Origin of the sequence: Chamaesiphon polymorphus CCALA 037, from assembly GCF_003003845.1 — a bacterium.
Classification (GTDB): Bacteria; Cyanobacteriota; Cyanobacteriia; order Cyanobacteriales; family Chamaesiphonaceae; genus Chamaesiphon; species Chamaesiphon polymorphus.
The window spans coordinates 1-22,472 of sequence record NZ_PVWO01000014.1 but is presented as its reverse complement, the minus strand read 5'-3'; the positions used below and the strand labels follow the sequence as shown (position 1 = coordinate 22,472).

The following is a 22,472-nucleotide window of genomic DNA, read 5'->3' as shown; positions in this document are numbered from 1 at the left end:
GAACCGATGATAAAAGATACTACCGTTAGGCTGCAACAACTAGCTACCATCATTGCTGTGTCTATTCTCTCGCTCGTACTTACAGCGGCGATTTCGGGATTGCTGCTGGCGTTTTACTACGAGCCGAGTGCTGGTGCTGCTTATAGTTCACTCAAAGAGATCGATACCCGCATTAATTTTGGCTGGTTGATCCTCACCGTACATCACTTAGCCGGAAATGGCTTTACGATCTTGGCATTAATTCAAATCATCGTGATGTTTTTTGGCGAGCAATTTCGCCCAGCGTGGATCGTCGCTTGGGTGAGTGGGATTTTATTAACGCTCAATGCTGTAGGTTTGGGATGGACATCGATGATTCTCGACTGGTCGCAGCAGGGCTTCTGGCGGTTTAAAATCGAGCTGGGGACGATCTCCGCCATCCCGCTGATCGGCCCGACTCTGAGCACCATTCTGACTGGTGGTGAGGCGATTTCTACCGAAACGGTCGTTCACCTTTACACTTTACACAGTTACATTTTGTCGATCGTCGCGATCGGGTTATCGATTTTCCATCTGGCGGGTTTATCCGTTCAAGAACAAGAAATCGAGACAGCGATCGCACCCGAACTCGATCCACCAAGCTAATGAGTTATTAACCTCATATTCAATAACCTGTTGGTTGCTGAAAATTGCCAACTACTCGATCGCGTAGCGTCGGCAACGCCGAATCGAGTTCCCGCGCGATCGCTAATAAATTCAGATCCTGCCAGCGTTTTCCTACAATTTGCATCCCGATCGGCAATCCACTCTCAGTTTGACCGATAGGGATGACAACTACCGGATGCCCAGTCAGATTGAATGTTACCAGATAAGCCCCCGAAGCCATCGAATAGGGGACATGGCGATCGTCAACCCGAACTGCCGCACCGCGATCGCGATGGGTAAATGCTGGTGTCATCGCTACCGGACACAGCCACACATCCCACTGGCTCAACGCTGCATCCATCTGGGTGGTAAAGCGATCTCGCTGTGTGAGCGTTTCAAAATAGCCTTTGAGCGTCGGATTGAGAGAAATCGGCACTCCAATCTTTGCCAGATTACCCAGCTTGCGAAATTCGCGATCGCCTTGACTAGAGTCTCGCCATAAAAAAGCCAAATTCTGGCGAAGATCGGCCATGGTTAGCGATCGAGCATAGACGAGATTGTAGGTTACTAGCTCGTAATAGGTTTGCCATGCAGCCGGAAAATCGAAATCGGGAACCCACTCCTCAACGGCAATACCCACTCCTGTCAGCTTGGTGGCAACCGAACGCATGGCGGATTTAATCTCGGCAGCAACTGGATAGTTTGCCCATTCATCTACCCAGGCAATGCGTAAATTCTCTCGTGGTTTATCGATCGCGCGCTCCAGTGGAACGGATGGAATATCGGGTTGCGATCGATCGGCACCTGCGATAATTTGCAAGCACAGACTTAAATCCTCGATCGAGCGGGCTAAAGTACCCACCGTCAGCATTTGCCGCAGACAACGCGGTGCGCCTGGGACTTCAGGAATATGCCCAGTCGTTGGTACGAGCCTGTCGGTTGGTTTGAAGCCATAAATGCCGCAAAAATGAGCGGGTTGGCGGATCGAGCCACCCAAATCGGAACACAGATCGATCGGGGAGAGTCCCGCCGCGATCGCCGCTGCACCGCCGCTAGAAGTTCCCCCCGGCGTGTACTCCAGATTCCAGGGGTTATTAACGCGGGGAAAAACATCATTGAGTCCCTGATAACCGCCTGCGAGATCGCCGATATTTGTTTTGCCCAGGACGATCGCGCCTGCCGATTTCAGCCGAGCGACTGCGGTGGCATCTTGTTGGGGAACATAGTCTTTTAGAGACAGCGATCCTGCTGTCGTTAGCAGTCCCGCCGTTGCAAACACGTCTTTGACGGTAATCGGTACCCCATGTAACGCACCCCAATTTTCGCCGCGAGCTAATGCTTCATCTGCTTGCCGAGCTGCGTTGCGAGCCGCCCGTTCGTCCGGGGTGCAAATCGCGTTTAGCTGCGAGTTATATTTGACAATTTGAGCCAGATGTGCATCGACAACTTCTGCCGCTGAAACTTGGCGATCGCGAATCATCTGCGCCAATTGATGAGCGGGCAAAAACACTAAATCACTCATCGATCGATTTTACCTCGTGTGTTATTGAGTTCATTATATCAAAAATTAGTTAACAATATTAACTAATTTTTGAAGAGATCGTCTCAAAACAGACAAAAACTCTCGATCGAATGTCAGATATTATGGCTATTAGAGTTGTAGTAGATATAATCGGAAGCAAAATAGCGATCGCGAGATTTCAGCTTTCGATCGATTCACCTTTAAGAATCTATGTTCCGATCGATAGAGGAGCCATGAAAAAAGTAGCAGTGTTTGGCAATACTGGCGGCGGTAAATCAACCCTTAGTAAAAATCTAGCAGAACTAACTGGTTTACCACTATATATTTTAGACAAAATTCAATATAAATCTGGAGGTGCAAAGGTTCCAGACGCCGAATATTTACAGATGCATCAACAAATTCTGGATAAAGATCGCTGGATTATCGAGGGTTTTGGCGATCTAGCAACCCTTTGGCCTCGACTCGATCGAGCAGATACATTGGTGTATATAGATCTACCAATCTACGTACATTTTTGGTTGGTCACCAAACGCCTCGCGATCGGTAAATTTCAGCCGCCAGCAGGCTGGCCGGAAAATACTCCGCTGCTAAAAAGTTCGCTGACTAGTTATCGGACATTGTGGTTGTGTCATCAATTTATGACCCCCAAATATCGCGAGTATATCGAGCGAGTTAAAGATACCAAAACTGTTTATCATCTCACCTCGCTCGATCGAGTTTCCCAATTTCTCGCATCGATGGCGATCGATCGGTAAGTATAACTACGATCGGCATGAGTCATCCAGTCTGGCAGCAAATACTCTCAGTTCTGACAATAGGTATCGATCGCACACCAACGCTGTTTGGTACTCTCATGCAATCGATCTTTCTGTAAATGTTGTCTAAAAGTATTTCAATGTATTAAAGTGTATCTGCAATAAGTTCATATGTGCTAAAATAAGCGCAAGCCCTTCGCTGACCCTAACCTTTGCTATGTATCAGTACGAGTTACCTAGATACCTACCGACTGCCGACGAACTGCCCTGCTCTGACGATACTCCCGTGGATAACGAACTTCAAGAAATCATCCCCAGCTTGCTTAAGTCAATTTTAAGAATCCTCTGGGACGAGCGGATGGATTGGTTTTTTGGGATCGATATGGGCATCTATACCGACCCAGAACGACCCGCAATCGTCCCCGATGGCTTCTTGTGTCTGAATGTCGAGCGACACTATGACGAGCAGTTACGCCTGAGCTACCTACTCTGGGAAGAAGAAATCCCGCCCATTTTAGTCTTAGAAGTAGTCTCATCCAAACCAGGTGGAGAATACACCACCAAACTTGATGAATACACGCGCATGGGCGTACTTTACTACGTCATCTACAACCCCAAACGTCGCCGCAAACCCACACTAGAGATCTATAAGCTCATTCAAGGCAAATACGAGTTACAAGATGGCAATCCCATTTGGATGCCCGAAATTGGCCTCGGTATTGGTAGCGAACGCGCCAGCTTTGACCGATTGACGCGGGAATGGTTGTATTGGTACGACGAAAATAATCGGCGTTATCCCACTCCTGATGAACAAATCGAACAGGAACGCCAACGTGCCGAACGGTTGGCGGCTAAATTACGCGCTCTAGGCATCGATCCCGATTAGTTAACCCCTGAATATCCGCAAATATCATCAGTAGATCGAGTTTCCCAATTTCTCGCATCGATTGAGATCGATCGAGAAATGTAACTACGATCGACACGAGTCATTCAGTCTGGTGGCAAATACTTTCAGTCCTTCGGGACGATAGGTATCGATCGCACACCAACGCTGTTTGGTACTTTCATGCAATCGATCGAATGTGGCATACACATAAGGCAAGTTTGCCGGATCTAAATTGGGGGCAGGATGAGCGTATGTCCGATCGTCATTGAGTTGGCGCACTCTGACGCCGAGTAGGGCATAAATCGCGGCTGGATTGGCAAAAGGAATCGTCGGATCGATCTCTAGTCCATTTTCGATCGGATCGAGTTGCAAACTCAATCCTTGTTGCACCGCTTCATCCATCATCCATTTGAGTGCTGCATCTGAAAGTTGACGATATGCCTTAGTGCCGCCACCGACACAACCATGGTTGCCTGGAAACCATACCTGCTGGAGATCTTGGGCATCGGCACCGACACTTTTGTGCATGGGTGTCACATAAAATACTTTCCGCCGTTCGTCGATCGCTACGGCATGACGCGCACACTGAATGCGACGATTGATTTGGGTATCGTGAAATTGATATTTGCGATTGAGCCAATTAGCGATCGGGATAATCGGAATTTGGTTGGGAACGCCCAAAGAACCGACAGTATCCCAACAACCCAAGAAATGCAGAGCGACTTCTTGACTAAATCGCTCGCGCAACTCTTTGGCGGCGGGACTACTAGGGCGCGTATCGGGGTCGCGATCCCGATAAAAAGCATATGCCATCGGCGTTTTGCGAATATGCTGTCGTTCGAGCAGTCCTACGTTATAGATCAAACCAGCCAGACTCCTTACGGTATAAGAGCCGCGACTAAACCCAAACAAGTAAATGCGATCGCCAGGATCGTAATTTAAACACAAAAATCGATATGCAGCTTGGATCGCATCATCGAGTCCCCAACCGAAGGCTCCACCACCGAATTTATCGATCCAGCCATCAGTCCCGACACCTTCGTTGTAGTAAACGATTTGAGCGATGCCATCATCACCCACTGTCTTTATCGCTTGGGTAATTTTGACGACATTTGTCGGATATTCGCTAGTTAACTTCTGCCAAGTTCCATCACAACAAACGATTAGGCGTTTCATAAGTTCGACCTTATACCATCAATAATACTTGGCGATCGGATGCCACTCAATCTTATCTCAGGACAAGATCCCAATGATTGTATAACAGCAACCGCCGAGACTGTGCGTAGGGGTGGCAGCTCGGCGATGACGGTTAAGCATTAATTGAGTATCGAGTACATTGCATTACCTTCGATCGAACCAAGCAGCATAACGATCGATTTGAACGGTAGCAAACAAGATCTAAACGAAGCAACAAAACTTCATATTCAAATCCAACGACTTGTGATGCTGCATTGTCAACTAGACTGTGAGATAGGTAGGGGGTCAACTTTATAGTAGTTTGCATAGGCATTCTCAATGGCTGGAACAATCTCAACAATTTCAAAATATGTCCCCCAGAAAAGTGTTTCTCGGAGTTGCTCGACAAGAAACTGATATTCCTGAATTTCTGCTGTCTCCCACATCAACACATCAGTAAAACGACCCGAAAAGGCTTCAGAATCAAAAAATCGCATCCGAACGGATGGATGTTTTTTGAGGATTGGCGAAATCGTTTTCTCAAGGAATGCAAATCTTTCCTGTGGTGAAATCTGAAGCCAGATTGCTGTTGTTTTCACCAACATGAAAAAGGTGTGTTTTAGATCTTTGGATATTGTCGTCATACATTCTCCTAATCCAGGATACTGGATGCATTCGTAGTAATTTACTCAAATACGAGCAATTACTCATATAATATAGTTCGTTCACCGTATTTGCCAACTCGCATTCGAGCGAGGTAGTTTTTATGCCGCGTAAACGTTCGATCTCTCCTCGCAAACTACCAAAACAAGAACGTTCTCGGATAACCGTTGAAGCCATCCTAGAAGCAACTACTCGTATTTTGACTGAAGAAGGGTATGACAAAGCCAGCACAAACCACATTGCAGAACGAGCAGGGATCGGTATTGGCTCGTTGTACCAGTACTTCCCGAACAAAGAATCGATCGTGGCAGCTCTGATGGAACAACACTCTAATGAAATTGCCGAAATAGTGGAATCTAAACTAAGTCATTTATTCGATCGGCCAATAGAGATGGTAATCCCCGAACTCATCAAAGCGGCGATCGCCGCTCATGCTATAAATCCCCGATTACATCAAGTACTAAATGAGGAAATTCCCCAATCTGAACGATTACAACAGATGCAGCAAGCAGAAAAAAGAATTGCAGGATTGTTGCGGGCTTATCTCGAACGATGGAATGACGATATTCATCCCCGCAATCTAGAAATGACAGTTTTTATTTTGGGGCGTACAGTTGAATCTTTATGTCACTCAGCCGTTTTAGAACATCCAGACTTTATAACTAACAGTCAGTTTGAGCGAGAGGTTTCCGACCTGCTACTTTTTTATCTGAAAAGGACAAATTGAAGCTGCATAACCGAGATTTTCATTTTTGTTTGTTATCCCATCTACCCACCGATCGGGCAGTGGGTTACGAATAATTATACTAAAACTTTTTGGCTCTTCATTACTTAGTATGCTGATTTCCGCCCAGATTGATAGCTAACAAGGGATTGAGCCTAAAATCTATTATTGTTAGATTTTTCAGCCATTTTTGGCTTAGCAGTAAGGATTTCGGGTCAAAAAGCTGAGATTAGCATACCAGGTGATGAAGAGCCAACTTTTTATGTCAATTTTAATCCGAAGCAAAAACGCAACAAATTAATTCGTCGGACAATTAACTCATAGCATAGACCGATCGCAGTAAAAGAGACTAAACTCAATACTATAAACTTCGGAAATACTCCTATTTGCCAACCTGAGATCGAGAACCCAACTAATAAAATTATTGGTTGATGCAGTAAATAGAATGGTAAAGATGCTTCACTCAAATATTGTAGCGATCGATGGTTGAAGTCGAGAAATTTTCTGCCCAGACTGAGAAATGCTAGGAGCCAGCACCAAGCATTGAAAGCCCGTAAAGCGTTTACTAAAGTATAGTTTAATGAACCATAAGCCGCTCCACTCCCAGTGAATAGATCGCGAAAATGTGCCAATAAGAGCGGAGTTGTCAATACGGCCATTGTCAAGGTAAAGATAAAATATCGATCGATTCCCGCCTCGAGATGCCGATCTGCAACAATTATGTAGCCTAACAATATCAATGTTAAGTATGTAAAAAAATTCCAGCCACCTGCTGCCCGCACGCCAAACGTCGCTGGATCGAGTCCACTTTCTAAGATCGCAATGGATAAACCCAACAGGAAGATAACCATTGGTTTTTCCAAAACGATCGCCAATTTACCACTCAACTTTTGTCCTTTACCTTGCTTAATTGCCAAAAATAGAGGTAGCAATAACAGCGAAAATAGCCACAAAACTAGCAGATACCACAGATGAATGCCCATCCATGCAAAGTTCCCCCCAAATAGATACCATCCTTGAAAATAGTGAGGGATGAACTCCAAAAATGAACCTGAAAACTGTCCGCCAGTCCATGGGGCAATACCAAGATCTGGATTGCTCAATCGTTCTAGATAAACCTGTGGTGGCGATAAGATGAAGATCCCAAATAGCAACGGAATCAGTAGTCGGAGCGAGCGTTCGTGGAGGAATTGCCCTGCCGTGCGGGACTTGAGTGCAAAATAGATACTAGTGCCAGATAATAGGAAGAATAGCGGCATAATCCATTGTAGCAACAGCCCTGCAACAGTAGTGGAGATTGGATCGAGTTGGTTATTTTTGACATGCCAAGCTCCGAAATCGAAAAATCGCAGACAGTGGAAAATAAACACAGTAAATGTTGCCACAACCTTGAGCCAATCGAAGTCATAACGTCTTCCAGATCTATTTATTGGAAAGTTAAGCAGATCGTTCTGGTTTATTTTCAAAAAAGCTCCTAGATCGAATGTGGGGGTTTTAGTTGTTAAGATCTAGGCGAGATTTATCGCCAATCGATCGAACCAGATCTGTTGCCGATCGGATCTTGAAACCAGCTCCAGCAAAACCAATCCCAAAAATTACGCCAGATATGACAAATAAGAGGTTTAAACCTGGGCTGAAATAGCCGATGAATCCGACTATTGTCGAAAGTACCCAACAAATCGGTACCCAGCGTGGGAATTTCTGCGCGCGCCACTGGATAGATTGGTGGGTAAAAATGAGTTAATGCCTCGGAGTATTCCGGCAATTATTGCCGCTAATCTGCCCAACCGCATCAGAGTAGATGTGAAAATCTCAGGCGGCAACGAGCGTGGGTTGGGTAGCCGCAGCACCGAAGGCCGAGAGTGCGAGGTTGCAGGCTACCCACTCGCTTCTGACACTAGCCTGGAGTCGCTGGCAGTTACCTTGATAATGACCTTCTGGTTGAAAAAAACGGCAATTTTTACACGTTGGCACTGGACATGGATGAGTTTTCATATAGTTTACTCAAGTTAGTTATTCTGAATCGATCGCAAACCGAGCAGCCAGATGTCATACCGTTTTAAAATTCTCGATCTCAACCTTGACTTCACCCACTATTAAAACAAACAAAGATGAGGAAGTTGTGAAGCAGAGCGGCTCGATCGAGAAATTTCCAAGCCAAATCTGACGGCAAATCGGCACCGATCGAATTTAAATAGCTGAAACAGAATACTCTTTCAATACTGGCGTATGTATGTCACGATCGATAAATAGTATTCGGGAGATAAGTTTATGAGAATTCTAGTGGTTGAGGACGATCCGGCCATTGCTTTCCTCATCGAGACTATTTTAGAGGCTCACAAATACACCATCGATTTGGCCAGCGACGGCCAAGTCGGTCTCGATCTGAGCGATGCTTACGAATATGATGCGATCTTGCTGGATGTAACCTTACCCAAAAAAGATGGCGTGAGTGTCTGTCGCGAGATTCGCGCCCGAGGCAGTAGCGTCCCAATTTTACTGCTGACTGCGCTAGATTCACCAGCAGATCGCACCAGGGGCTTAGATGCTGGGGCTGATGATTATTTGGGCAAACCGTTCGATCGCAATGAATTACTCGCCAGAATTAGGGCACTATTGCGCCGCGCACGCGCTTCTACAGTCCCGATCTTGAGCTGGGGCAGTTTACAACTCGATCCGGTAAGTACTACGGTCACCTTTGACGAACGATTAGTCCCCTTAACGCCTAAAGAATATGCCCTAGTAGAACTCTTTTTGCGCAATAGTAAGCGGGTATTTAGCTGTAACGCCATTCTCGATCGCCTGTGGTCGGAAGACAGTCCTAGTGAAGACACCATCCGCACCCATATTAAAGGATTGCGCCACAAACTCAAAGCCGCTGGTGCCGCAGCCGATTTTATCGAAACGGTTTATGGCATTGGTTATCGACTCAAGCCCATCGATGCACCAGGGACGGCTCTACTGACTGAAGCTTGGGAAAAATTCAAGGGACAAGTATCCGAGCAAGTTGCCATCTTAGAGCAACTAGCCCAGAAAGTGTTAGATCGAGAGGTTCGGCCCGATTGGCAAGAGCTTGGCAAGAATATCGCCCACTCGCTGACTGGCTCGCTCGGTACATTTGGCTTTTCGCTAAGTTCGGAATTGGCTCGCCAAATTGAAAAGTTGCTAGGGGAGCCACAGGAGTGGAGTGCCGATCGCGGACGATTGCTATACTCGATCGTGACGGCTCTGCGAGAAGAGTTAAACAAACCAGCGGCGGGTACCGATCTCCAAGGTTTCGAGTCGGAGTTGACGATCGATATGCTGTTAGTCTCAGCCGCAGACTGCTCGATCGAGCAGATCCAATCTTTAGCTCAGGCGCGAGACTGGAGCGTGCAAACCGTGCCGACGATCGCCGCAGCTCGTTCGCAACTTCAGCAATATCGCATTCGCAGCATCGTGTTGACCGCAGAGACAATCGACCGGACGGAGGAAGTTTTACGGTTATTAGTCGAAGTCAACAAACAAGTTCCGCTAATTCCGGTTATTGCTCTGGCATCTGCCGCTAGCTTGGATCCGGCGATCGAGCAGTTGGGAACTCTTCGGACAGTCGATCCGCACGATCGCGTCGATCTAATGGAATCGATCGAGCGATCCATGGCTGAGGCCGAATCCAGTCAGACTCACATCTTGGCAGTCGATGACGATCTGAAGATTTTGGCAATTTTACGCGCTTTATTAGTCCCGTGGGGTTATCGAGTCACGACCTTAGCTGACTCCCAAAAATTATGGGAGGTGTTGCCTACTGCCAAGCCAGATCTATTGATTTTAGATGTCGAAATGCCGCTCGTTAGCGGTTTAGATGTCTGTCGATCGATCCGCGAGCGATCCGAGTGGTCGAATTTACCGATTATTTTTCTGACCGCTCACACCGAACCGACATTAATTCAACAAGTATTTGCGATCGGCGCGAATGATTTTGTCACCAAGCCCGTCATCGGGCCAGAAATTATCGCCCGGATTACCAATTTGCTGGAGCGTCAGCAGGTGCAACAATTGAAATCCGATCGCTGGCAACAACAAGTAGCAGCCGATCGACTCCAGCGAGCCACTCGGGACAAAATTCAAGCAGCCTTGATGACGATCGAAGATGCACTCCAATCAGAACATCCGCTGCTTGGTGAAACGCACGCCGTAGGCGAGCAGAGCGAGACGTGCCGTCAGGCGGAGACCTCGGCGCGATTTCATCCGCTCCATACAGATCGCCACCACCAAATCCTAGAGCAAGTAGACATATTACGCCAATTACTGTTGGCTGGTTTGTAATCTCACATCTTGCACCACTATTCACTATTCACTATTCACTATTCACTATTCACTATCCCCAACAGGTAACAAAACTACAACCTGTGCCTTGTGTCATGGACTGTCGCGTATAATGAGGTTAACTTAAAATATTTACCCCGATCGATAGATTTAGCAGTTCGCATCCGCGTCAAAATTAGAGCGATCGACTTCGATCGCCAAGCGCACGATGCCGAACTAATCTCAGTTTTGCAATGAGGATGAGGGCAGGAGTCATGCTATTTATCGATAAAGCGAGCAAACTTCCTACTCTAGATAGAGTTATAGATTACACGCCCCCGATCGTCTCGCCAGAGACTACAGCGATCGCGACGATTACCTTGATGGAGCACTGGGAGGGCGATCGCGATCTCAACTCGTCTGCCCAGCTCATAAGCGATCGCCATAACTATGATTATGTCTTGGTAGTACGGGCAGCTCGACCGATCGGGATTTTGACACGATCGGATGTCGTCAGACTCGTCGTTGCTGGCACGGATTTAGCAGCAACGAAGATCGTTGCAGTGATGACAGCCCCAGTCATAACCCTAGAGCGAGCTACGAGCGTAGATGCCTTAACTGCGTTGTCTTTAATGCGTCAGCATCGCATTCACTATCTGCCGATCGTCGATCGATCGGGGCTATTGGTAGGGATGGTCACAGAGGACGATTTATGCCAGTATTTTGAGTCGCCAATACTGGCAGCAGCGATGCCGACATTAGCACCAGAGCCAGATCGCCAACCGAGCCAGAGCGATGGAGGCGAAATATGTTTAGTTCCGAGTCACCAAGATCTCAGCGACTTTATCGAAAATGCTGTCGTCTGTTTGCACTGGGTGGCGGCTGATGGCACCATTATTTGGGCAAATCAGGCCGAGTTAGATTTACTCGGATATACCAGCGAAGAATATATCGGACATTCGATTATTGAGTTTCATGCCGATCGCGCTGTAATTGACGATATTCTCGATCGTCTCTTGCACGATCGAGCGGTGCGCGAATACGAGGCGGATTTAATCTGCAAAGATGGCTCGCGCCGACACGTCCTAATTGACTCCAATTCATCTTGGCGTAATGGTGAATTCGTGCGGACGCGGTGTTTTACGCGCGATATTACCAAACGCAAACGGGCAGAAGAAGATCTCCAACGGTTTAATGCTGCCTTGAGTCATGCGATGGAAGGCATTGCCTTCTTAAACCCGCAAGGTTACTATGTGTGGGCAAATCAAGCTTATGCCACGACGATCGGCTACTCGCCAGAAGCGATCGTGGGTATGGATTGGCAGCGCACGGTGCATCCTGACGATCTCCAGATTGTCGAGCTGGCATACGGACAGATGCTCGATCGGGGCAAAGTGGAAGTGGCAGCGAGGGGTCTGCGCAAAGATGGCTCGGTCTTTTACAAGCAATTGGTGATGGTGACGGCTTACGACAGTCAACAGCAATTGACCGGACACTATTGCTTCATGAAAGATATCACCGCCGCCAAGCAAGCCGAAGCAGATCTGATCCGCAGCGAACAAAAATTTCGGGCGATTTTCGATAGCCTGTTACAATTCATCGCGGTGCTGACCCCAGATGGCATCGTCATGGAGGCAAATCGGACTGCCTTAGAGGGAATCGCCATCGAGCGAGCGGATGTCATCGGCAAACCTTTCTGGGAGACGCCGTGGTGGACTCATTCCCCCCAGTTGCAGGAGCGTTTAAAACAAGCGATCGTCCGAGCGGCAAATGGCGAATTAGTGCAGTTTGAATCCGAACATTTCTGGGCTGATGGGACGCCAGCCATTGTAGATTTTTCGCTCAAGCCAGTCTTCGATGCCGCAGGGCAAGTGGTAATGCTGATTCCGGAAGGACGAGATATTACCGATCGCAAGCACAAAGAAGACATTATGCGGAATATTGCGCTGGGTGTTTCGGCCAAAACTGGCGACGCCTTCTTTGAGGCATTAGTTGAATATATTACCAAGGCGTTGCGGGTGGAATATGCTTTTATTGGCGAGTTTGTCCAACCAGAACAAAACCGCGTCAGAACGATTGCTGGGTATGGCAACGATCGGGTGATGGAGAATTGTGAATATGAGTTGTCAGCTACACCGTGCGAGCATCTCGTCGATCTAGAATTTTATGTGTGTCCCGATCGCGTGCAGCAGCAATTTCCTGATGATGTTTTGCTCAAAGAGCTAGACGCACAAAGCTATATGGGAATCCTATTACGGGACTCTGCCGGACAAGCTTTGGGATTGATGTCTGTACTCAGTTGCCAGCCGTTTTCGGAAACTCAACTGATGACAGAAATCTTGAATATTTTTGCAGCACGAGCGGCGGCAGAGTTAGAGCGACAACAGTCACAAATGATACTCTACAACCAGAAGCAAGATTTGGCGCGTTCTAATGACGATCTACAACAGTTTGCCTATGTTGCTTCTCACGATCTCCAAGAACCGCTGCGGATGATCGCCAGTTATTTGGAGTTGCTCGAACGTCGTTACAAAGGCCAACTCGATGCCAAAGCCGATACTTTTATTGCCTATGCTGTGGATGGTGCCACTCGGATGCAGACACTGATTAACGATCTGTTAAACTATTCGCGCGTGGGACGACAGGTGCGAGACTTTGAAGCTGTAGATTGCGATCGCATTCTCGCGCAGGTGTCGAACGACCTTCAGGTGACGATCGCCCAAAATCGGGCGGTCGTTACCTATGCCGAGCTACCGCAAGTATATGGCGATCCTTCCCAACTCACCCAGTTATTTCAGAATCTGGTCAGTAATGCGATCAAATTTCGCACTCAGGAGCCGCCCCTAATTCAGATCGGTGCCGAATATATCGATGGTAAGTGGTTGTTTTCCGTGCGAGACAACGGGATTGGCATGGACGATCGGTATTTAGAGCGAATTTTTATCATATTTCAAAGGTTGCACGGTAAAACCGAGTATCCCGGCACGGGTATCGGTTTGGCAGTGTGCAAAAAAATCGTCGAACGTCATGGCGGCAAACTCTGGGTCGAGGCCCCGTCCGCGTGCGGTTCGACTTTTTACTTTACTCTTTTTCCCTCTTGTAGGTTACCCATGCTAAGTTCGCCCACGATCGATCGTACCATTCAAGTCTTGTTGGTCGAAGACAACCTTGGTGATGTCGAATTAACAAGACTGGCTTTGGAAGAGAGCGCGTTGTCGATCGATTTGATCGTGGTTGGCGATGGAGCGGCGGCTCTAGAATTTTTGCAAGATCTGAAACAGGATGCGACTGCGGCACCTTATCCAGACCTAATTTTGCTCGATCTCAACCTGCCCAAAAAAAGCGGTCACGAAGTCCTCGCTGCAATTAAAACCGATCGATCGCTCAAGCGCATTCCGGTATTGGTACTGACAACCTCCCAAGCCGAAGAAGATATCCTCCAAGCCTACGATCGGTATGCTAGCGGATATATCACCAAGCCTGCTAGTTTCGAGCGATTCGTGCAAGTCGTCCGCTCGATCGAGAATTTCTGGTTTTCCACCGTCATCTTACCCCCTGCCTAGATGGAATGCCATGATTTATCATCCCATCAAAATTCTGTTGGTTGAAGATAATCCTGGCGATGTGCTACTGCTCCAGGAAACCCTAGCCGATCTGACCTCGATCGAGCTGGACTGGGTGCCTGTGGAACGGCTAACAATGGCGATCGATCGCCTTGCTGGCGAAGATTTTGATGTAATTCTGTTGGATTTGGTGTTGCCAGATAGTAGGGGGCTAGATACATTGCTCCAGATTCAGGCGCGCGCGCCCCGGACGCCGATCGTGGTACTGACTGGCATGACCGATGAAAACATGGCTCTACAGGCCGTGCAAGCTGGGGCACAGGACTATTTAGTTAAGGGGCAAGCGAGCGGGAGCGATTTATTGGTGCGCTCCATTCGGTATGCGATCGAACGCAAACGGATCGAAGCGACTCTACAGCAACGCGAGCGTCAATTTAGAACCCTAACCGAAAATGCTCCCGATGTCATCGCCAGGTTCGATCGCCAATTGCGGCATCTATATGTAAATTCGGCAGTCGTAGAGGTCACGGGTTTCTCAGTTGGGGATTTTCTGGGGAAGAGCAACCGCGAGATGGGAATGGCAGTAGATCGGGTCGAGCGATGGGAAGAAATCCTGCGGCAGGTCTTTAGTACCGGATTGCCAATATCGACCGAATTTGAGTTTCTGACGCCTACTGGAGTGAGATACTTTCAGTCTCGATGCGTGCCAGAATTTGCCATCGATGGCTCAGTTGAGTCCGTGCTAACGATCTCGCGGGATCTTAGCGATCTCAAACAAGCCGAGCGCAAAATTCGCGAACAAGCAGCACTGATCGATATTTCACCAGATGCGATCGTCGTCTGCGACCTAGATAACCGGATCTTGGTTTGGAATCAAGGTGCCGCCCAAATTTACGGCTGGACAGCCGCCGAAATCCTCGGGACAGATGCAGGCTTGCTCTTTCGCCAGCAGCCTTCGCCCCAACTGGCCACTGCCCTACAAGCAGTGCTAGAGAGCGGTCGGTGGCAGGGCGAAGCCAACAAAATTGCCAAAAATGGCGGCGAAATCTGGGTCAGCAGTCGCTGGAAATTGTTACGAAATGAAGCTGACGAACCCTATGCCATTCTGACGATCGATCGAGATATTACCGCCCAAAAGCAACTCGAAACCCAATTACTCCGCACCCAGCGACTGGAGAGTCTGGGTACCCTCGCAGGTGGCATCGCTCACGACCTTAATAACGTCCTCACACCGATCCTCGCCGCCGCCCAACTATTACCGCTCAAACTCCCCGACTTAAGCGAGCAAGATCGGCGACTCTTGAAAATTTTGGAGGATAGCTCCAAGCGCGGCGCGCACATGGTCAAGCAAATTCTCACCTTTGCACGCGGCTTAGAGGGCGAACTGGTACCCTTGGAGCTTGGCGAGTTGCTCATGGAACTAGGCGAAACGATCCAAAGTACCCTGCCCAAATCGATCGAGATCGATCTCCAACTGCCCAAAGCGGATCTGTGGCTGGTTTCTGCCAATGCTACCCATTTGTATCAAGTATTTTTAAACTTTTGCGTCAATGCCCGCGATGCCATGCCCAACGGCGGCAAATTGCGGATCTGTGCCGAAAACCGCCTCATCGATGAGACTTATGCCCAGATGAATCTCGATGCTAAAGTCGGTGCCTATGTGGTGGTGACTTTTGCCGATACGGGCACGGGCATTGCACCAGCACATATCGATCGGATTTTCGAGCCGTTTTTTACGACCAAACCATTAGGCGAGGGGACTGGACTGGGTTTGTCAACTGCGATGGGTATTATTAGAAATCATGGCGGATTTGTGACCGTTAGCAGTGAGATTGGACGCGGTACTGAGTTTCAAGTGTTTTTACCAGTCATTGCGACCACCACCGCACTACCTGTAGCCATTCCCGAACTGCCTTCTGGTCGGGGCGAACTGATTTTGATCGTAGATGATGAATCAAATATTCGCCAGATGTTGAAAATAACGCTCGAAAGCTACAATTACCAGACGATCTCGGCTAGCAACGGTGTTGAGGCGATCGCCGCCTACGCGATCGATCGAGACCGGATCGCAGTAGTAGTGCTCGATCTGATGATGCCATTGATGGATGGCACCACGGCAATTCGGGCATTGCAACAGTTAAATGTCGGTCGTCAAATGAAGATTATCGCCTGTAGTGGTCTAGTTCCCAGTCATAGTCTCCGGCAAATGCCCGAGGTCAAAGCATTTTTATCGAAGCCTTTCACTGCCGAAGATCTCTTAAATACCGTGCATAGAGTCATCTGGCAACCCTAATCGATCGCAACCTTTTCTACGCTCTGTCGATCGATCTTTCTTCACAAGTTCTTCATCTAATGGCGGTATCATTGTCAGACAACTACTCGATCGAGAGAGGCTCGTTATTTATGGACAGCGACAACCAGACATCTCCGATATCTAACACCCTCAATTATTGCACTCCTGCTTGGTGGATCGAAATTTTTACCGCACAGCCCAAATGTACCTATTATTTTGGCCCCTTCGATCGAATCTGGGAAGCTGAAACGGCAATCTCTGGCTATTTGGAAGATCTACACAGCGAACTCGCCCAAGGTATTCAAACAAAGATCGACAAATGTTGTCAGCCCGATCTCCTAACGATCGAACACGATCGGATCGATAATCTCAAATTCAAAATGGTCGGACATTAGCCGACTGCTATTGGACAACTCGATCGTCACTGGGCAGCTTAGTATCGACAGGTGCGAGATCTAATGCTGCTCGATAGATCTGCTGGCGACGCAAAGCTCGATCGAGAAAGATACTCAGTTCGCTCGCTAGCCACTGATTTTCTGCTGGAGTTAAAAGTAATGCTAATGCGTACTCACAATCGACTAAATTAATCTCCATTTTACCGATAACACGATAATGCTCTAGCAATTTAATTAGTGGTAGCAGAAATCTGAAACCATCTAACGACTTCACTAGTCTTTTGACTAGCGGTGCAAAGATGTTATCTCGATCGGCAAATCCGATCCGGACTCGCGATCGATCGAATGGTAAAATCGATAGTTTTTGACGATCTGTCTGGAGCTGGATATTCTTAATGTTGGTGGTTGAATTATAAACTAAGTTACCCAAACACCAATGCTTGAGTTGTAACTTACTACCAGCAATCTCCAGTTGCACTCGCGAAAAATTACCATAGATAGTATAGGCTAGCATCCACAATGCGGTCGCAGTATATCCGCAGCTAACAATGATAAATACCGATAGTCTCAACGGTTCGATCGAAAAAGATGCCGTCAAAATTAAATAAATCGCGATCGCTAAGATGAAATTCGAGATAGCAGCGATCGAACATAATTGTTGACTGCCAGTAGTCCGAAATTTTACCGCTGGGATATTAATAGTTAAGGTAGTTTCATCGGCAATCAGTCGAATGGGACTATCTTTTGGCTTGCGCGGACGATTGTTTGCTACTGGTGGTGGGAGTTTTTGCATTCCTTGCAACACAGCTAAAGCTTCCGCCGCAGTTGTAAATCTTTGCTCGACTGTAGGTTCGAGCATTCGATCGAGCCAATCGGCAAATTTGGGCGGTAATTTGAGTGTCGATCGAAAGTTAATTTTGAGTTGTTTTTGGGGTAAGTTGCTAGGATCCGATCGCGTTAATAAAAATAATAATGTCGTTCCCAATCCATATAAATCGGTACTTAAAAATGCTTGTCCGCGAAACTGTTCGGGAGCCATATAACCATACGTTCCGACTACCGTACTCCCACCAGTCACCGTTTGATGATAAGTATCTTGTACCGCACCAAAATCGACGAGCGAGATTTTGCCATCCAGACTCTTAATTAAGTTCTGCGGTTTGAGATCGCGATGAATGACTGGCGGATTGAGATGATGTAAATATGCTAAAATTGCTAATATTTGAGCGGCAATCTGTTCGACTTCGGCTACTTCTGGTTGCCAGCCTCGATCGATTAATACCGATAATGGCGTTCCTGGTGCTAAAGACTGTACGATGTAAAATTCTCGATCGCGATCGCTATCGATCTGAAAGTAATCTAGATATTTAGGAATACAGGGATGATTTAATTGCGCCAAGATCTTAGCTTCCCGCTCGAACAATTCGATCGCTTTCCAGTCTTGAGCGCGGCGCAATGACATAACTTTGATTGCCACAGTCTCATCAGTTTCAAGATCTGTAGCCGCATAAGTAGTCGCAATTCCCCCCTGTCCCAGGATATCGATAATTTGATAGCGATCTTTTAGAGTTTTATCGATTTGAAACATTTTTCGACAGATTAAGCTTGATTGAATATTGTTAGCAATTTCGCTCGCTATGTTAAGGGCGATAGTGTTATGTATGTACTTGAATTTATTTTACTCTGAAAATTTATTTATCGAATTTTGGATCGGCTAACAAAGTATATAGATCGGAGCGTTTCATTACATAAGTTAATTGATGCAGAGATACTCTGCTTGCATAAATATCGTTGTAGCTTCTGATTCTAGAAACAATTGACTCATCAAAAATATCGTCAAAAGCTTCGCGATCGAAAGGATAAGTGTATCGCAGAAAATTACAATTGACTTTAGTACTAGCTCCTGCGACAAGTAAATAATTAATCGATCGTGCAGATGTCGGTATCGTTCTCGGCGAAACTATCTCTCGGACAACTGCGGCATGTAATGGAGTACAGCCCAAACGATCTTTAATATTAGGATCGAGACCTAGATCGAGTAAAAGCTTAACTATTTTACCGTCCCGATCGATGCTTGCCAAATGAAGGAATGATAAGTTATTATTCCCAATATTGCTGCGACTGAGATCGATTCCTCGCTCGCTTACTAGCTTCAAAATAGTGGGCTTGTTTTTAATAACGGCATAATATGCAATAGGATTAACATATTTCTGACTCAGCGCGCGTTCGGCTATTTGGAGTTGTCTCTTATTTTCTTCTCTCAATTGTCCGGCGTATCCAATCCCCGTTCGCTCTAACCTTTTATTCTCATCCCTATATCGACCGCGAAGATTTTTTAATTCTTCTTTATCTAAATCGCTTAGATTTGCTAAATCACTAACATCGGCACCTCGTTCGATTAACATCTGCAAAATTTCAGGCAGATCGTTATTCATTGCATGGTAGATAAGAGTGTGCCCGTTAGCATCTTGAGTATTAACATTAAATCCGCGATCGAGGTACGATCGAATGCGAGAAACACTAGGCTGCTCTTGCATGGCTTGAAATGGTTCTTTAGAAATCAAGCCACCCATACCCAACAAGTAATATTTATACCGCTCGAATACCCCAAAAATTAAGACTAAAATTGTCAAACCGATCGAGCCGATTACCAGGCGATCGAGTTTACTCAGAGTCGGTTTAAATGTAGCTTTAGGGGGAGTTTTTAGGACTTCTAAAGCTTTAGTTGACGAACTAAACCGACTGCCGACATCTGGCTCTAGCATCCGCTCTAACCAGTCAGCAAAACTGCTCGATACTTGCAAGCGATCGCGAAAATTCAAGCGCAATCCATCTTGGGGAATTTCTGCTGGCGATCGATGAGTGAGTAAGTGTAAAATAGTCGCACCCAACCCATATAAATCTGTCGCTGGCACGGCTTGTCCGCGAAACTGTTCGGGAGCCATATAACCATACGTCCCAACAACGGTACTACCGCGCATAAAGGTATCGTGATATGTTTGTTGGATCGCACCAAAATCGACGAGAAATATTTTACCTTCATCAGTTCTCAGAATATTACTCGGCTTGAGATCGCGATGCACGATCGGCGGATGATGGCGGTGAAGATAGATTAAGATTTCGAGAATTTGGATGGCAATATCTTGGACTTCGGCTTCACTGGCGCGCCAACCAGAGCGCATCCATTCTAATAATGTTTTGCCTGGTGCTAATTCTTGAGCGATATAAAAGTAGCACTCGCCCTCTAGATCGATCGTAAAATAATCGAGATATTTAGGAATGCCATCGCGATCTAGAGTACTGAGTACTTTAGCTTCCCGCTCGAATAATTCGATCGCTTTCCAATCATTGCTCTGACGTAGCGATAAAGCTTTGAGCGCGACTAATTGTTGAGTTTGGGTAGCGAGTGCGCGGTACGCGATCCCACTACCACCTTCCCCGAGAATGCCAAGAATGTCGTAACACGCCGCTTCGCTGGTGCCACTGCGAGCGATAACTTGGGATGGATGGACGATTGCTGGTTTCACGATCGCTAGGACTGGATTACTCAACTGTTTTAGAGTACCCAAATCTACAGCTATATTTGACACTCTCTAGCTGCTATGTCTCCAGCAAATATCGCCATTATTCTCTATCTAAACAGCCTGCGCTGCTACCTGTGGTCTTCCGTCCTAGTTAACAAAGAACAGGGGTTTGCTTGTCTTGTCTTGTCTTGACGCGCGCTTTGGAGGGAAAATCCAAAGAGCGCATCTGCAATTATCAATTATCAATTATCAATTATCAATTAATTTAAGGATTGACTTTAAAGCTCGCGATCGTGGAACTCAAACGCTTTGCTTTCAACCATCTATATGCTAAGTATTGTGGTTGATTGTTGGTGCCATAAAGATAGTTATATCGAAAAAAATCTTGACCTTCAGCCGGAAATAAATTGATGAAAGCTCTTGCGGCTGCTAGATAGTCCGTCTCACCAGCTATTGCTAGTTGCTGTTGTCTGTCAGGAAATTTTTTAACCACGATCCGATCGATCCTTACAATTTAGGGGTGAATAAATTTGGTGTGTAAGTAGATGTTGAAAATCCTTCTGTCAATCGATTCGCACTGATGACTGTCGAATGTAGAATCAATTTTTTGCTTGCTTTGAATCTATATTATCCCTGCGGAAATACTTTCAACCTCAGCTAATTGACGCAACGTAATTTAGAGCGATAGATCGATCGGGATCTATCGCTCTACGGCGTAAAGCCAGGTATGCGGTGGGGAATAGGGAGTTGGGAATTGGGATCGAGGAACATTTAACGATCGTAGCTACCTACGATCGAACTTTCCGTTTTGTGGAATTTTGCCCGTAGTTCGCCGCGATCCCCGGCTCATCAACCATATTTACAACCGTACCCAAGACCGTAACTTTAGAGACCTCCAAGGTTCTTAATGCGTTTCTTAAGGCTGTACGATCGACTTTACCGAGCCTAGTTACCATCAAGAGTCCATCAGTTTGGGGGATTAATAATAGTGAATCTGCAAAACTTAGCGGGACGGTATCGTAAATCACTAGGTCGAAATTATGCGCACAGTTTTGGATTAGCTCCTGCATTTTTTTGGAGCTTAAAATACTGGTAGGATCTAAAGCCACAGAGCCTGCCAAGAGCACATATAAATTTTGCTCTCCTGGTAAAAGTTGGACTGTATCCATTAACTTCGTCGCTCCAGCAATCACATCAGTCAGACCGTCGAGCACCTCTCGATCGTGTCGGTCTACAATATTATGCAAACTGGGTTTGCGCAGATCGGCATTAACTAATAATACCCGCTGACCCATTGCCGCCGCCGCTTGAGCAAGTTGAATTGCTACAGTGGTCTTCCCCTCATGGGGTATTGCCGAACTCACCACTAGCGATCGAATCGGTGCATCGGGATTGAGCAGGCGCAGTTGCGAATTTAGTGCCCGAAACGACTCAATAAATGGCGAAAAGCGATAGCGATCTTTTCTGCGATTACCTTTATGGAGGGAAGAAATAACGCCTTTCTCTTCGAGGAATTTGCCATCCCCCATCTGTTTGGATTCACTTTCAGGATCGATCGGTTCTGTTTCTTTGCTACGATTGGGAATCATCCCGAGAATTGGCAGATTGAGTTCTTCACGCAAACCTTTGAGTGAATAAATAACATCGTTCTTTGTCTCGACTAGTAAGGCTGCACCTACCCCTAATAATAGGCCCGCGATCGCCCCCAACGCCAGATCGCCAACTACACTAGATGATGAGACTTTCTTAACTGCAGGTAAAGCAGTCAGCTCCCACGGCACCTCTTGACGAGCTGCATTGATCGTCAACTCTTCCCGTTTTTGCCTAAACTTACTCAATTGTTCGGTGGCAATTTTTAATTCTCTTTGCAGATTTTCATATTGACGCGAGATGACTGGCAATCTTCCTGTTTGGGTAGCTAATGATTGACGTGCTGTTTCTAAAGCCTTCAGTTTTGCTGACAATACCTGCACTTGAGTATTAGCCGCAATAAACTGTTTGCTTAGATCTTGGCGCAGTTCATTTTGATAGGGCAGAGATCGGGCATTAGGGACAGTTTGAGC

At 46.8% G+C, this 22,472-nt stretch carries 19 protein-coding genes; 9 read left to right on the top strand and 10 right to left on the bottom strand.

The features are described from left to right. Window positions 1-6 precede the first annotated feature (6 nt). A complete protein-coding gene (locus tag C7B77_RS02215) occupies window positions 7-624 on the top strand; it encodes a cytochrome b N-terminal domain-containing protein (RefSeq protein ID WP_106299889.1) in 618 nt (205 codons plus the stop codon). A 19-nt stretch (window positions 625-643) separates the two neighbouring features. Here C7B77_RS02215 and C7B77_RS02210 read toward each other — a convergent pair whose 3' ends face one another. Continuing rightward, a complete protein-coding gene (locus C7B77_RS02210; protein ID WP_106299887.1) occupies window positions 644-2,146 on the bottom strand; it encodes an amidase in 1,503 nt (500 codons plus the stop codon). A 233-nt stretch (window positions 2,147-2,379) separates the two neighbouring features. Between C7B77_RS02210 and C7B77_RS02205 the strand changes: the two genes are divergently transcribed. Next, window positions 2,380-2,901, top strand: a complete 522-nt coding sequence (locus tag C7B77_RS02205; protein ID WP_106299901.1) for an isopentenyl transferase family protein — start codon at window positions 2,380-2,382, stop codon at window positions 2,899-2,901. A 217-nt stretch (window positions 2,902-3,118) separates the two neighbouring features. Next, entirely contained in the window at window positions 3,119-3,787 is a 669-nt protein-coding gene (locus C7B77_RS02200; RefSeq protein WP_106299885.1) for a Uma2 family endonuclease, read from the top strand. Window positions 3,788-3,871: 84 nt separating this feature from the next. Here the strand turns inward: C7B77_RS02200 and C7B77_RS02195 are convergent, their stop codons facing one another. Together C7B77_RS02195 and C7B77_RS02190 are read right to left on the bottom strand one after the other, a co-directional pair. Next, window positions 3,872-4,963, bottom strand: a complete 1,092-nt coding sequence (locus C7B77_RS02195; RefSeq protein ID WP_106299883.1) for a DUF2235 domain-containing protein — start codon at window positions 4,961-4,963, stop codon at window positions 3,872-3,874. A 278-nt stretch (window positions 4,964-5,241) separates the two neighbouring features. Further along, entirely contained in the window at window positions 5,242-5,607 is a 366-nt protein-coding gene (locus C7B77_RS02190; protein ID WP_106299881.1) for a darcynin family protein, read from the bottom strand. Window positions 5,608-5,729: 122 nt separating this feature from the next. Between C7B77_RS02190 and C7B77_RS02185 the strand changes: the two genes are divergently transcribed. Further along, window positions 5,730-6,353: a TetR/AcrR family transcriptional regulator gene (locus C7B77_RS02185; protein ID WP_106299879.1), complete on the top strand. Its 624-nt coding sequence runs from the start codon at window positions 5,730-5,732 to the stop codon at window positions 6,351-6,353. 257 nt (window positions 6,354-6,610) lie between these two features. On the opposite strand, the gene C7B77_RS02180 is transcribed toward C7B77_RS02185, so the two are convergent. From C7B77_RS02180 to C7B77_RS02170, 3 genes are read right to left on the bottom strand one after another with little or no spacing between them, the layout of a single operon-like run. After that, window positions 6,611-7,816: an acyltransferase family protein gene (locus C7B77_RS02180; protein WP_181243679.1), complete on the bottom strand. Its 1,206-nt coding sequence runs from the start codon at window positions 7,814-7,816 to the stop codon at window positions 6,611-6,613. A 53-nt stretch (window positions 7,817-7,869) separates the two neighbouring features. Further along, entirely contained in the window at window positions 7,870-8,115 is a 246-nt protein-coding gene (locus tag C7B77_RS02175; protein WP_181243678.1) for a hypothetical protein, read from the bottom strand. Window positions 8,116-8,162: 47 nt separating this feature from the next. Further along, on the bottom strand, window positions 8,163-8,345 hold the full coding sequence (locus tag C7B77_RS02170) for a hypothetical protein (protein ID WP_106299875.1): 183 nt from the start codon (window positions 8,343-8,345) through the stop codon (window positions 8,163-8,165). Window positions 8,346-8,621: 276 nt separating this feature from the next. Between C7B77_RS02170 and C7B77_RS02165 the strand changes: the two genes are divergently transcribed. The 5 genes from C7B77_RS02165 to C7B77_RS02150 all read left to right on the top strand — a co-directional run bounded on the left by C7B77_RS02165 (window position 8,622) and on the right by C7B77_RS02150 (window position 16,885). Continuing rightward, on the top strand, window positions 8,622-10,655 hold the full coding sequence (locus tag C7B77_RS02165) for a response regulator (protein ID WP_106299873.1): 2,034 nt from the start codon (window positions 8,622-8,624) through the stop codon (window positions 10,653-10,655). A 90-nt stretch (window positions 10,656-10,745) separates the two neighbouring features. Then, the gene (locus C7B77_RS29555) at window positions 10,746-10,892 is read left to right on the top strand and encodes a hypothetical protein (protein ID WP_181243677.1); all 147 of its coding nucleotides are present in this window, start codon (window positions 10,746-10,748) and stop codon (window positions 10,890-10,892) included. A gap of 2 nt (window positions 10,893-10,894) precedes the next feature. Further along, window positions 10,895-14,197 carry a PAS domain S-box protein gene (locus C7B77_RS02160; RefSeq protein WP_181243676.1) on the top strand — a complete coding sequence of 1,101 codons (3,303 nt, stop codon included), beginning with the start codon at window positions 10,895-10,897 and terminating at the stop codon, window positions 14,195-14,197. A 10-nt stretch (window positions 14,198-14,207) separates the two neighbouring features. Beyond that, window positions 14,208-16,490: a hybrid sensor histidine kinase/response regulator gene (locus C7B77_RS02155; RefSeq protein WP_106299869.1), complete on the top strand. Its 2,283-nt coding sequence runs from the start codon at window positions 14,208-14,210 to the stop codon at window positions 16,488-16,490. A gap of 110 nt (window positions 16,491-16,600) precedes the next feature. Beyond that, the gene (locus C7B77_RS02150; protein ID WP_106299899.1) at window positions 16,601-16,885 is read left to right on the top strand and encodes a DUF1816 domain-containing protein; all 285 of its coding nucleotides are present in this window, start codon (window positions 16,601-16,603) and stop codon (window positions 16,883-16,885) included. A gap of 7 nt (window positions 16,886-16,892) precedes the next feature. On the opposite strand, the gene C7B77_RS02145 is transcribed toward C7B77_RS02150, so the two are convergent. The 4 genes from C7B77_RS02145 to C7B77_RS02130 form a co-directional block, all read right to left on the bottom strand. Further along, window positions 16,893-18,473, bottom strand: a complete 1,581-nt coding sequence (locus C7B77_RS02145) for a serine/threonine protein kinase (protein WP_106299867.1) — start codon at window positions 18,471-18,473, stop codon at window positions 16,893-16,895. A 103-nt stretch (window positions 18,474-18,576) separates the two neighbouring features. After that, window positions 18,577-20,475: a protein kinase domain-containing protein gene (locus C7B77_RS02140; RefSeq protein WP_106299865.1), complete on the bottom strand. Its 1,899-nt coding sequence runs from the start codon at window positions 20,473-20,475 to the stop codon at window positions 18,577-18,579. A gap of 199 nt (window positions 20,476-20,674) precedes the next feature. Then, the gene (locus tag C7B77_RS02135) at window positions 20,675-20,902 is read right to left on the bottom strand and encodes a hypothetical protein (protein WP_106299863.1); all 228 of its coding nucleotides are present in this window, start codon (window positions 20,900-20,902) and stop codon (window positions 20,675-20,677) included. Between the two features lie 295 nt (window positions 20,903-21,197). Next, a partial coding sequence (locus C7B77_RS02130; RefSeq protein WP_146138149.1) for a polysaccharide biosynthesis tyrosine autokinase occupies window positions 21,198-22,472 on the bottom strand: 1,275 nt, incomplete at its 5' end.